10 protein-coding genes are annotated in these 11,666 nt (G+C 71.5%); all 10 read right to left on the minus strand.

All coding sequences use genetic code 11. The features are described from left to right. Nucleotides 1-195: 195 nt before the first annotated feature. A complete protein-coding gene (gene hpnH, locus AC07FK_RS18280; protein ID WP_479105920.1) occupies nucleotides 196-1,218 on the minus strand; it encodes an adenosyl-hopene transferase HpnH in 1,023 nt (340 codons plus the stop codon). 5 nt (nucleotides 1,219-1,223) lie between these two features. Further along, nucleotides 1,224-1,916, minus strand: a complete 693-nt coding sequence (locus AC07FK_RS18285; protein ID WP_479105921.1) for a phosphorylase family protein — start codon at nucleotides 1,914-1,916, stop codon at nucleotides 1,224-1,226. Continuing rightward, entirely contained in the window at nucleotides 1,916-4,039 is a 2,124-nt protein-coding gene (gene shc, locus AC07FK_RS18290; protein WP_479105922.1) for a squalene--hopene cyclase, read from the minus strand. The genes AC07FK_RS18285 and shc overlap by 1 nt, the downstream gene beginning before the upstream one ends. 121 nt (nucleotides 4,040-4,160) lie before the next feature. Next, nucleotides 4,161-5,255 carry a polyprenyl synthetase family protein gene (locus AC07FK_RS18295; protein WP_479105923.1) on the minus strand — a complete coding sequence of 365 codons (1,095 nt, stop codon included), beginning with the start codon at nucleotides 5,253-5,255 and terminating at the stop codon, nucleotides 4,161-4,163. Further along, nucleotides 5,252-6,655 carry a hydroxysqualene dehydroxylase HpnE gene (gene hpnE, locus AC07FK_RS18300; RefSeq protein ID WP_479105924.1) on the minus strand — a complete coding sequence of 468 codons (1,404 nt, stop codon included), beginning with the start codon at nucleotides 6,653-6,655 and terminating at the stop codon, nucleotides 5,252-5,254. Before hpnE ends, AC07FK_RS18295 begins: the two co-directional genes overlap by 4 nt. Nucleotides 6,656-6,776: 121 nt before the next feature. Then, nucleotides 6,777-7,697 (minus strand): presqualene diphosphate synthase HpnD, encoded by a 921-nt coding sequence (gene hpnD / locus AC07FK_RS18305; protein ID WP_479105925.1) that lies wholly within the window; start codon nucleotides 7,695-7,697, stop codon nucleotides 6,777-6,779. A gap of 44 nt (nucleotides 7,698-7,741) precedes the next feature. Next, a complete protein-coding gene (hpnC, locus tag AC07FK_RS18310) occupies nucleotides 7,742-8,644 on the minus strand; it encodes a squalene synthase HpnC (protein WP_479105926.1) in 903 nt (300 codons plus the stop codon). A 326-nt stretch (nucleotides 8,645-8,970) separates the two neighbouring features. Next, the gene (locus tag AC07FK_RS18315; protein WP_479105927.1) at nucleotides 8,971-9,753 is read right to left on the minus strand and encodes an ABC transporter ATP-binding protein; all 783 of its coding nucleotides are present in this window, start codon (nucleotides 9,751-9,753) and stop codon (nucleotides 8,971-8,973) included. Then, nucleotides 9,746-10,681 carry an ABC transporter permease gene (locus tag AC07FK_RS18320; protein ID WP_479105928.1) on the minus strand — a complete coding sequence of 312 codons (936 nt, stop codon included), beginning with the start codon at nucleotides 10,679-10,681 and terminating at the stop codon, nucleotides 9,746-9,748. The genes AC07FK_RS18315 and AC07FK_RS18320 overlap by 8 nt, the downstream gene beginning before the upstream one ends. Before the next feature lie 95 nt (nucleotides 10,682-10,776). Continuing rightward, nucleotides 10,777-11,622: a glycosyltransferase family 2 protein gene (locus AC07FK_RS18325; protein ID WP_479106185.1), complete on the minus strand. Its 846-nt coding sequence runs from the start codon at nucleotides 11,620-11,622 to the stop codon at nucleotides 10,777-10,779. Nucleotides 11,623-11,666 lie beyond the last annotated feature (44 nt).

An 11,666-nucleotide genomic window follows, 5' to 3' on the forward strand; every position in this document is an offset into this window, starting at 1 on the left:
GCCGCCCGCCTCCTCCTCCATGACCTCGGGCACCGGGCCGACGACTTCGCTCGTCGACCGCGACACCGAGTCGGGGCGCGTCCCCGCGACGGCCGCCGGCCCGGCCGGGACACGCCGCGGAACGCGGCGCACCCCGGCGGCCGGACCGACGGCCCGGTGAGCCCCGGTGCGCCGGGCCCACCCACGGTCAGAACGTCATCCGTGGTTGCCCGAGACCGTCTCGCGGACCGCGCGCAGGGACTCCTTGAGCGAGCCCATGGTGGCGAGGACGGCCGTCGGCTCGTATCCGCAGTGCGCCATGCAGTTGGCGCACCGCGGGTCCTTGCCGCGGCCGTACTTCTCCCAGTCGGTCTCCTCGATGAGTTCCCGGTACGTCGGGACGTACCCGTCGCTCATCAGGTAGCAGGGCCGCTGCCATCCGAAGAGCGAGTAGTTCGGGATCGCCCACGCCGTGCACGGGAAGTCGGCCTTGCCCTCCAGGAAGTCCAGGAAGAGCGGCGAGTGGTTCAGCCGCCAGCGTCGCCGGTTGCCGCCCGAGAACGCCTTCTTGAACAGCTCGCGGGTCTGCTCCACGCCGAGGAAGTGCTCCTGGTCGGGAGCCTTCTCGTACGCGTAGGCGGGCGAGATCATCATCTCGTCCACCTCCAGGTCGTCATTGAGGTAGTTGAGCACCTCGATGATCGTCTGCGGGGTGTCGGTGTTGAAGAAGGTGGAGTTGGTGGTGACGCGGAAGCCCCGCTTCTTGGCCTCCTTGATCGCCTCCACCGCCTCGTCGAAGACGCCTTCCTTCGCCACCGACTCGTCGTGCCGCTCCCGCAGCCCGTCGATGTGAACGGCGAAGGCGAAGTACGGCGACGGCGTGAACTTGTCCATCTTCTTGCGCAACAGCACCGCGTTGGTGCAGAGGAACACGTACTTCCTCTTCGCCACCAACTGCCGGACGATCTCGTCGATCTGCGGGTGCATCAGCGGCTCGCCGCCCGCGATGGAGACCATCGGGGCGCCGGACTCCAGGACCGCGCCGACGGCCTGCGCGACGGGCATGCGCTGCTTCAGGACCCCCGCGGGATGCTGGATCTTGCCGCAGCCCTCGCACGCGAGGTTGCAGGCGTAGAGCGGCTCCAACTCGACGATGAGCGGGAACTTCTCCCGCTTGCGGACCTTCTGCTGGAAAAGATAAGACCCGACCCTGATGGTCTGGCGGAGCGGCATGGCCATCTGGCTCACCTCCTGGGGAGCGGCAAAGAACTGTGCCATTCGTAAAAAGCAGGTAGGACGGCACGGAGAACGCGAAAGGCCGATATTCCCCCGCGAAGCGTCCCAATACGCACCAGTTCGTGCCCCGGGGCGTCGACTACCACCCGTACGGCCGCAAGGGGACGCGGCCCCGCCCGCAGCGCGCTGCCCAGCGTCGCAGCGGACTCCATGTCCACGGCGATGGCCCCGGTGGCCCGCAGTTCGGCCCGCTCGGGGCCCCGTACGACATGGTCGGAGCCCAGCAGCGGGCCGGTGTGCACGGTACGGCCGGGAGCCGCCCTGCCCACCGCCTTCGCCAGCGGTTCCACGTCCGTGCACAGCGAGCTGCCGTGCGGCCCGCGCGTCTCGAGGGCCACGATCAGGTCCCCGGGGTGCATCCCGGGGACCAGCCCCGCGCAGAAGCCGGACGCTACGACGGCCGCGTCCGCGAGCGGTCCGCCCCCGCCGAGTACCCGTCCGACGGCCGCGGCCGCCGCCCTGGGCCCCATGCCCGTACGCAGCACGGTCACCGACTCCGGCGCCCGGCCCCGGTTCCCGCTGCGCAGCGCGAACTGCTCGATGCCGAGCGCGCAGGCGATCAGCAGCGGTGCGGGCAGGTCGGGCCCCGGCGGGCCGCTCCTGGGATCCGGCGGGTCGGCCGGGTCCGCCGTCCGCCGCATCAGGTCCCTTCCCGCATACCGAGACCGGGGTAGACGGGCTCGCCGTGGACGTACCGTCCGAGAGCGGTGAGTGGGAAGACCTGCCGGTAGAGGTGGTAGTTGATGGAGAAGTCCCACGGGAACCCCGTGCCGGTGAACTGCGGCTCGTCCCAGGAGCCGTCCTCCCGCTGGGTCCGGGCCAGCCAGGCGACTCCCCGCTCCACGGACGTGGCGTCCTGTTCACCGGCGGCCAGCAGGGCCATCAGCGCCCAGGCGGTCTGCGAGGCGGTCGAGACGCCTCGTCCGGCCCAGCCGGCCTCCCGGTACGACCGCAGGTCCTCGCCCCAGCCCCCGTCGTCGTTCTGCACGGTCTCCAGCCAGGTGACGGCACGGCGGATCGCGGGGTGGGACGTGGGCAGGCCCGCCGCCGTGAGCGCGGGGACGACCGACCCGGTCCCGTAGACGTAGTTGACGCCCCAGCGTCCGAACCAGGCCCCGTTGGGCTCCTGCTCGGCCAGCAGCCACTCGATGCCGCGCCGGGCCCGCGGATGGTGCGCCATGCCCTCGACGGCCATCATCTCCACCACATGGGCGGTGACGTCGGCGGACGGCGGGTCGATGACCTCACCGAAGTCGCAGAAGGGCAGGCGGTTGGGGAAGGCGCTGGTGTTGTCGGCGTCGAAGGCCGCCCAGGCTCCGTTCTTCGACTGCATGCCGAGGTTCCAGCGCACGGCCCGGTCGACGGTCGCGTTCATCCGGGCAGGGTCCGGGTGCGCGACGCGCCGCAGGGCGAGCACCACCTCGGCGGTGTCGTCGATGTCCGGGTAGTTGTCATTGTGGAACTCGAACGCCCAGCCACCGGGCTCCAGCCCGGGACGGCGTACGGCCCAGTCCCCGGGCCGCAGGATCTGCTCGCTGATCATCCAGTCGGCGGCCTTGACCAGCGCCGGGTCGTCGGGCCGTACGCCCGCGTCGGCGAGTGCGATGGTGGCCAGGCAGGTGTCCCAGACCGGCGACTGACACGCCTCGACCATGCGGGCGCCGTCTTCCCTCCACACCGCGAAGCGGTCGAGCGACTCCAGGCCGGCGCGCATCACCGGGTGGTCCAGGTCGTAGCCGAGCAGGTGCAGTGCGATCAGGGAGTACACGGCGGGCGGCTGGATGCCGCCCCAGCAGCCGTCGTTCTCCTGCCGCTCCACGATCCAGCGGGCCGCGCTCTTCATCGCGGCGCCCCGCAGCCTGGCCGGCGCGACCTTGCGGTAGACGTGCAGGACCTTGTCGAGCCGCTGGAACGCGCCCTCCCAGCTGACGGGCGCCGCAAGGCGTCTGCGCGGGTTCGGCACACGCGGATCGGCGTGCAGCTCGTCGAGCGCGAACGGCGCGGGACGCACGGGCCGCTTGGCCGAGACGACGGTCAGCGGCACGATCGTCTGCCGGGCCCAGCAGCCGAACGCGTAGATGTTCAGCGGGAACCACGACGGCAGGAAGATCAACTCGGGCGGCAGCTCCGGCAGGTCGTCCCACTTCCACCAGCCGAACAGCGCCAGCCAGATCCGGGTGAAGACCCGGCTCGCCGCGATGCCGCCGCGCGCCCTGATCCAGCCCGCGGCGCGCTCCATGTGCGGATCGTCCGGCCGGTCGCCGGCGAGCCGCAGGGCGACGTACGCCTCGATGGTGGTGGAGAGGTCGCCGGGTCCGCCGTGGAACGTGGCCCAGGTCCCGTCGCCCCGCTGCTCGCCGCGGATGTGCAGTGCGGCGGCCCCGAAGGTCTTCTCGTCCTGCAGGCCGAGGAACTGACGGAGCAGCAGGTCCTCGGCGTCCATGGTCACATTGGTCTCGAGGTCGCCCTTCCACCAGCCCTGGTCGTCCTGCTGGGAGAGCAGGTACGCGACCCCGCGGTCCGTGGCCCGCCGCGCCGCTTCCAGGACGTCGGCGGTGACCGGACTGCCACCGGCACTCCCGGTCCGGCCACCGGCGTGCTCGTCAGCGCGGGGGTGGACGTCGGTACGGGTGTGGACGTCGGTACGGGTGTGGACGTCGGTACGGGTGTGGGTGTCGGTACAGGTGTTGCTGTCGGCAAATTCGCTGGCCGCGGCTGCGCGGGGCTTCATGGCCCCGGTGCTTCCGTCGGTCGTCGCTGTCATGGTTTCCCCTTCGTGGCAGTTGGTCATCTGCTGTGCTGGGGTCCGACGTCGTCCGGTGCGGGGTTTACGGCGGGCCCCGGCACCGGACGGCGACATGCGAGTTATATGAGGCGGATGCTGATCATCTCTTTCGTACGACGACGAAGTCCGCGAGCGCGGTGAACTGCGCACGGACCTGCGGGGGCATGTCGACGCCGTCCAGCGCCTCGATGGCGACGGCATGCTGCCTGCGGGCTTCCTGCGCCGTCCAGTCACGGCCGCCCGCCTCCTCGATGAGAGCCGCCCTGGTGGCGAACTCCTTCTCGGAGAAGCTGTCGAAGTCGTTGCTCTTGGCGTCGGCGGCGAGCAGCTCGCCGAGCCGCGCCGACGCTGGACCGCCGGCCGCCAGCGCCGCCACGACGGGCAGCGACTTCTTGCGCTGGCGCAGGTCGCTCCAGGTCTGCTTGCCGGTGGCGTCCGGGTCGCCCCAGATGCCGAGCAGGTCGTCGACGGCCTGGAAGGCGAGACCGAGGTGGTAGCCGTACGCCTCCAGCCGGTCGGCCGTGCGGTCGTCCGCCCCGCCGAGCACCGCGCCGATGGACGCGGCGCAGGCCAGCAGCGCGCCCGTCTTGTTGCCCTCCATCTCCAGGCACTCCTCGACGGTGACCCGCTCGCGGTGCTCGAAGGAGATGTCCTGGGCCTGTCCGTCGATGAGCTTGCGCGTCGCGGTGGTCAGCCGGCGCGTGGCGCGCCCCGCCTCCACGGTGCCGATCTCCAGCAGCAGCTCGTTGGCGAGGGCGAAGAGCGCGTCGCCGACGAGGATCGCCTGCGCGGGCCCGTGCACCTTCCACACGGTGTCGCGGTGCCTGCGCTGCTCGTCGCCGTCCATCAGGTCGTCGTGGAGCAGGGAGAAGTTGTGCACGAGTTCCACCGCGACGGCGCCGGGTACGCCGACCTCGGCCGGCGCGCCCGCGGCCTCGGCCGACAGCAGCGCGAGCGCCGGCCGCACGGCCTTGCCGCCGTCGCCGTCGGCGGGCCGCCCCTGGGCGTCGATCCACCCGAAGTGGTACGCCGCGACGGTGTCCATGGGCGGCGCGAGCCGTTCCACGGCGGACTTCAGCACCGGAGTGGACAGCGTGCGGCCGCGCTCCAGAAGCGCGGCGATGTCCACCGTGGTGGTGTCGACCGGATTCGCCGGGGTCACAGACTCTCCTCTTGTTTCCATGCCAGTGCTCATACCGCCTCCTGCAACGGATGTTCGTGGGCGCGGCCGAGTTCGGCGAGTGCCGCGCCGGCGGCGGTGATGCCGCTGCGCACGGCGCCCTCCATGGTCGCGGGCCATCCGGTGGCGGTCCACGCGCCGGCCAGGTAGAGACCGGGCGCGTGCGTACGGGCGCCGGGGCGCAGCCGTCCGACGCCGGGGGTGGGGGCGAACGTCGCTGTCCGCTCCCGGGTGACGAAGAAGTCGCGTACGCCCGCGCCGCGCGCGGCGGGGAGCAGGCGCTCCAGTTCGGGCAGGTAGCGGGCGCGCAGCTCGGCCACGGGGGTGTCGATCTCGTCCTGGGCCGCCGACTGCGACAGGGCGAGGTACTGGCCGCCGCCGGTGAGGCCGGAGGACTCCGTACGGTCGAAGACCCACTGGACGGGGCTGCCGAGCGCGGCGAAGAAGGGCCGGCGCAGCACCTGGCGGTCGTACACCACATGGACGTTGAGGATCGGCGCGGTGCCGATGTCCAGGAACCGGTCGGGGTCTTCGACGACGCCCCCGGGCAGCAGCGCGTGCGTCTCGTTCTGCGGTACGGCGAGCACGACGGCGTCGGCCTCGATCCGCTCCCCCGCCGCCTCGACCTCCCAACCGCCGTTCGCCGCGCGGGAGACGGAGGCGACCCGGGCGCGCAGTTCGGTGCGCACGCCCGCCGCGTCCAGCGCCTTGCGCGCGAGTGTGTCGTGCAGGTCGCCGAGCGGTACGTGGGCCCAGCCGATGTCGGCCGCGCCGGGCTCGGAGAGCAGCCCCGTTTTGAAGACCATCGCGGCGAGGCCGAGGGAGGCGTGGGGGGCGGTCGCGTTGAGAGTCGCGACGCCGACGAGGTCCCACAGGGCCTCGACGGTGCGCGGCGACTGCCCGTGGCGGCCCAGCCAGGTCGCGAAGTCCACGCCGTCCAGGGCGGGATCGGCCGGGTCGAGCTTCTTGAGGGCGAGGGCGGCCCGTCCCACGCTCGCGCGTTCGGCGACGGACAGGTGCGGATACGTCGCCAGGCTCGCGGCCAGGTGCAGCGGCACGGGCAGCGCCGTGCGGCGCAGCCGTCCGAGCCGGGGCCCCGCGGCCCGGCCCACGTCGAGCACCGGTACGTCGAGCCGGTCCTGCAGCGGCGCGAGGCCCGCCCCCTTCACCCGGGCGAGGAACCACCGGTAGGCGGTGCAGCAGCGGAGGTAGACGTGCTGGCCGTTGTCGACCGTGAGGTCCCCGCGGCGGAACGAGAAGGCGAGGCCGCCCAGGCGCGGGCGCCCTTCCAGAAGCGTCACCCGCATTCCCGCGTCGGCCAGTTGGAGGGCGGCTGTGACGCCGGCCAGTCCGCCTCCGACGACGACCGCGTGACCTGCCGCGCCCGGCCGTCCGGGTGTGGCGCCGCGCGTCATACGGCCTCCCCAAGCGCCTCGGTGTGCGGACGACGGTCCGCCGGAGTGGGTGACGCGCCCGCCCGCCGATGGGGTGCGCCGCCCGGGCGCGGGTGCGTCCTGCCGGCCGTGACGGGCCCCATCAGACCCGCCTCCTGAGCTGCGTGCGGGAGATGTTCCGGGCGTCGAGGCCCGAGAGGCCGCGCACGGCGACGTACGCCTTCTCGTGGCCCGGCAGCGAGACCCGGCCGCGCAGCACGGCCAGGGGGTCGCGCTCGATGCGGTCGAGGAGCCGCCGGTAGATGCCGGCCATGGCAGCCACGCACGCGCCGGAGCGCCGGTCGAGCAGCGGCAGCAGCCGGTAGCCCTCGGCGAACAGGGCGCGGGCGCGGCGTACTTCGAAGTGGACGAGGCCCGTGAAGTCGGACCCTGCGGGCGGGGTGGCGTTCTGGAAACCCGCCGAGCAGCCGAACTTCGCGAGGTCGTCGGCGGGCAGGTAGGTACGGCCGTTCCCCGCGTCCTCGCGCACGTCGCGCAGGATGTTGGTCAGCTGGAGGGCGAGGCCGAGCGTGTCGGCGTACTCCGAGGCTCGTTCGGTGGGGCGCGGACCCGCCTGGGTGCCGAAGACGCCCAGCGAGAGCCGTCCGATGGCCCCTGCGACGCACCGGCAGTAGACCTTCAGGTCGTCCCAGGTCTCGTAGGTCTCGCCGCGCACGTCCATGAGCACGCCGTCGATGAGCTCGTCGAGCCCTTCCAGCGGGAGCGGGAAGCGGCGCGCGGTGTCCGTCAGCGCCACGGCGACCGGATCGGTGTCGTCGTCGTCGACGGTGCCCGCGCGGACGCGGTCGAGCAGCGAGCGGGTCTCTTCGAGCCGCGCCTGCTTCACGACGGGGTCCAGCACGCCGTCGCCGATGTCGTCCACGCGCCGCGAGAACGCGTAGAGGGCGGACATGGCGTTGCGCTTGTCCGTCGGCAGCAGTCTGATGCCGTACGCGAAGTTGCGCGCCTGCTGTCCGGTCACGGTCTCGCAGTAGCTGTACGCGGCGAGTACCGGTGCGGACATCTGTACGAGTCCTTCCACGGGCCGGCTCACCCCTCTCTTGGGTCTCATCGCAAGACAGCTCCCGCTGCGCGCAGCAGGCTGAGCTTGGTGGGCTTGGGCGGTCCGGGGAGCACGTCGTGGCCGGCGGCGGCGATCGCCGCGAGGGCGGCGCGCCCGCCGCCGACGAAACCGGCGAGCAGCAGTTTGAGCCTGCCGTCGACACTCGCCACCAGCGCGTCGCCTTCGTCCAGGAGCCGCCGGGCGCGCTGGACTTCGTACGCGATCAGGGAGCGCACCGAGGCGTTCGCGGTCGGCGCGGCCAGGTCGGCCTCGTCGACGTGGAAGCGCGCCATGGAGTCGGCGGGCAGGTAGATCCGGTCGCGGCCGAGGTCCTCGGCCACGTCCTGAAGGTGTTCGACGATCTGCAGGGCGGTGCAGACCGCGTCGGAGCGGCGGATCCGCTCGGGGCTCGACGTGCCGGTGATCGACAGGACCAGGCGGCCGACGGGGTTCGCCGAGAGCTCGCAGTACGCGAGGAGTTCGTCGTACGTCTTGTAGCGGCGTACGAGCTGGTCCTGGCGGTTGGCCTCGATGAGTCCGTGGAACGGCTCCGGGGTGAGCGAGCGGCGCCGCACGGTCGGCACGAGGGCGCGCAGGAGCGGGTGCCGGGGGCCTTCGCCCGAGGTGGCGAAGACGCGGCCCAGGTCGGCCTCGAAGGCGTCGAGCATGGCCAGGCGGTCGTCGGCCGGCGCGGGACCGAGGCCGAGCAGGCGGGCGTCGGCGCCCCCGGGGGCGAGGTCGCCGTCACCGATGTCGTCGACGAGGCGGGCGTACCCGTAGACGGCCATCAGGTCGTCCCGCCAGGCGCGCGGCAGGAAGAAGGGAGCCACCGGGAAGTTCTCGTCGGCGGCCTTGGCCAGGGTCGAGCGCGCGGGTGCGTCGGTGCGCACGGGCCGGGTTCCGGTCATCGCGGGCTGCCCGGTGCGGGGACGGCGGAAGCGTCTTCGAGCCGGAGAGGTTCCATAGCCATTGCCGTCACATCTCCCGTTCTACACTGTCGACCTAATACATCCCATTTCGGACACGCCGCCCACCGGTACAGCTTACGTTGTACAACAACCAACAACGTCCCGGGGTGTTGGACACATCGCAACAAGGCGGATAGACGCCTCAACCTTCCCGAAGGTTACGGGAGTTGACGATTCCGGCATCGTACGGCGCGCCGGGCCGCTCGCGCCGCGCGGACACGCGGAACCCCCGCCGGTTTCGACCGGCGGGGGCACCGAACCCGGACCTAGCGGCCGGTCTCCTTCTCGTAGGCCTTGAGGACCTCGTCCGTCGGGCCGTCCATCAGCAGCTCGCCCTTCTCCAGCCACAGGACGCGGTCGCAGGTGTCCCTGATCGACTTGTTGCTGTGGCTGACCAGGAAGACCGTGCCGGCCTCCTTGCGCAGCTCGCGGATGCGCTGCTCGGAGCGGATCTGGAACTTCCGGTCGCCCGTCGCCAGCGCCTCGTCGATCATCAGCACGTCGTGGTCCTTGGCGGCGGCGATGGAGAAGCGCAGGCGCGCCGCCATGCCGGAGGAGTACGTCCGCATCGGCAGCGTGATGAAGTCGCCCTTCTCGTTGATGCCGGAGAAGTCGACGATCGACTGGTAGCGCTCGCGGATCTGCTCGCGCGTCATGCCCATGGCGAGACCGCCGAGGATGACGTTGCGCTCGCCGGTCAGGTCGTTCATCAGCGCCGCGTTCACGCCGAGGAGCGAGGGCTGGCCGTCGGTGTAGACCTTGCCCTGCTCGGTCGGCAGCAGGCCGGCGATGGCACGCAGCAGGGTCGACTTGCCCGACCCGTTCGTGCCGATCAGGCCGATCGCCTCGCCCCGGTACGACGTGAAGGAGACACCGCGCACGGCGTGCACCTTGCGTACGCCCGGCGCGTCGCCCTTGCCGCGCTTGACGATGCGGCTCAGGGCGGCGGTGGCGCTGCCTCGCCCGCCCGCGCCGCGGTTGACGCGGTAGACGATGTGCACGTCGTCGGCGATGACGGTGGGGATGCGTTCCTGATTCGTCTCAGCCACGGCCGTACCGCTCCTCAGCCTTCCAGAAGTACACGAAGCCCGCGGCGCCGATCAGCAGCGCCCAACCGAGGGCGACCGCCCAGACGTGCGGGGGCAGGTTGTCGGAGCCGTACCCGTCGATCAGACCGAAGCGGATGAGGTCCATGTAGACGGCCGCCGGGTTCCACTGGAGCACGTCGGTGACCCAGCCGGGCACGTCCTTGTCCGCGAGCATCTTCGGGATGCTGAACATGACCCCGGACGCGTACATCCACGTACGCATCACGAACGGCATCAGCTGGGCGAGGTCGGGGGTCTTGCTGCCCAGCCGGGCCATGATCAGCGCCAGGCCGATGTTGAAGACGAACTGCAGCGCCAGGGCGGGCACGACCAGCAGCCACGACAGCGAGGGGTAGCTGCCGAAGGCCACCGCGATGACCACCAGCACGATCATCGAGAACATCAGCTGCTGGAGCTGCTGGAGCGCGAAGGAGATCGGCAGCGAGGCACGCGGGAAGTGCAGCGCCCGCACCAGGCCCAGGTTGCCGGAGATGGACCGGACACCGGCCATCACCGAGCTCTGGGTGAAGGTGAAGACGAACACACCCGTGACCAGGAAGGGAACGTAGACCTCCCGCGCCATGCCCCGGTCGGCCTCGAGGATCAGACCGAAGATCAGGAAGTACACGAGGGCGTTCAGCAGCGGGGTCGCCACCTGCCACAGCTGGCCGAGCTTGGCCTGGCTGTACTGGGCGGTCAGCTTCGCCTGGGAGAACGCGAGGATGAAGTGGCGCCGGCCCCACAGCTGCCGGACGTACTCGCTCAGCCCCGGCCGGGCACCGCTCACCGACAGGCCGTACTTCGCGGCGAGCTCCGCCGGGGTCAGGCCGTCGTCGGGAGATGGCGGGGCGCTCGTCGCGACCGCACCGTCACGGGTTGTGTCACTCACAAGTTGAAACTTTCGTGTTCAAGATGCGCAGGCAGTAGGGCGCAGGATCGGACAGCACGTCCCGCGTGCCCCCGATGGTTTCAGACCCGAGCTTCTCAGATGACAGGAGGTCGGCCGAGCCGGGTCAGGCGCCAGACGGTACGCCATCTCATCGGACGGCGCGGTCCGGCGGAGGTCGTCCACCCCTCCTTGAAGCCTCCGAACCACGCCTTCAGGGCGGGTACGGAGGGCCGCCGCGCCAGCGTGAGCAGCAGCCACACGCCCAGGTAGACGGGGACCAGCGGGGCCGGCAGATTGCGCCGGGCCAGCCAGACCCGGTTCCGGGCCACCATGCGGTGGTAGACGGCGTGCCGGGAGGGAGCGGTCGTCGGGTGGTACAGGACCATGTCCGAGCGGTAGTCGATCATCCAGCCGGCGTCGAGGGCCCGCCACGCGAGGTCGGTCTCCTCGTGGGCGTAGAAGAACTCGTCCGGCAGCCCGCCGACCTCGGCGAAGACCTTGGTCCGCACGGCGTTGGCGCCGCCGAGGAAGGTCGTCACGCGCGAGGAGCGCATCGGGTCGGCGGCGCGGAGCCGGGGGACGTGACGGCGCGCCGTCACGCCCGTCTCGGGATCCGCGATGCGGAAGCTGATGATGCCGAGCTTCGGATCGGCGGCGAAGGCCCGGCGGCACAGCTCGGCCGTGTCGTGGTGGGCCAGCAGGCCGTCGTCGTCGAGGAAGAGCAGGATGTCCATCTCGGCGCCGCTGGGGCCGAACGCCTCGATACCGGCGTTGCGGCCGCCCGGGATACCCAGGTTCTCCGACAGCTCGACGGTCCGTACGCCTTCGGGGACACCGGTGACCGGGGAGCCGTTGCCGACCACGACCACCTCGACGCGGTCGCCGTCCTGCTTGGCGACCGAGTCGAGGAGGGCGCGCAGTTCGTCCGGACGGTTGCCCATCGTGATGACGACGGCCCCGACCTTCAGGCCCGCGCCCGTGTCCG

The sequence above is a fragment of the Streptomyces sp. NPDC046122 genome, from assembly GCF_056429965.1.

What these genes read in the sequence shown, in the direction of transcription:
- hpnH (WP_479105920.1), bottom strand. Translation starts at nt 1,218, where the DNA reads ATGGCCATGCCGCTCCGCCAGACCATCAGGGTCGGGTCTTATCTTTTC.
- AC07FK_RS18285 (WP_479105921.1), bottom strand. Translation starts at nt 1,916, where the DNA reads ATGCGGCGGACGGCGGACCCGGCCGACCCGCCGGATCCCAGGAGCGGC.
- shc (WP_479105922.1), bottom strand. Translation starts at nt 4,039, where the DNA reads ATGACAGCGACGACCGACGGAAGCACCGGGGCCATGAAGCCCCGCGCA.
- AC07FK_RS18295 (WP_479105923.1), bottom strand. Translation starts at nt 5,255, where the DNA reads ATGAGCACTGGCATGGAAACAAGAGGAGAGTCTGTGACCCCGGCGAAT.
- hpnE (WP_479105924.1), bottom strand. Translation starts at nt 6,655, where the DNA reads ATGACGCGCGGCGCCACACCCGGACGGCCGGGCGCGGCAGGTCACGCG.
- hpnD (WP_479105925.1), bottom strand. Translation starts at nt 7,697, where the DNA reads ATGTCCGCACCGGTACTCGCCGCGTACAGCTACTGCGAGACCGTGACC.
- hpnC (WP_479105926.1), bottom strand. Translation starts at nt 8,644, where the DNA reads ATGACCGGAACCCGGCCCGTGCGCACCGACGCACCCGCGCGCTCGACC.
- AC07FK_RS18325 (WP_479106185.1), bottom strand. Translation starts at nt 11,622, where the DNA reads ATGGGCAACCGTCCGGACGAACTGCGCGCCCTCCTCGACTCGGTCGCC.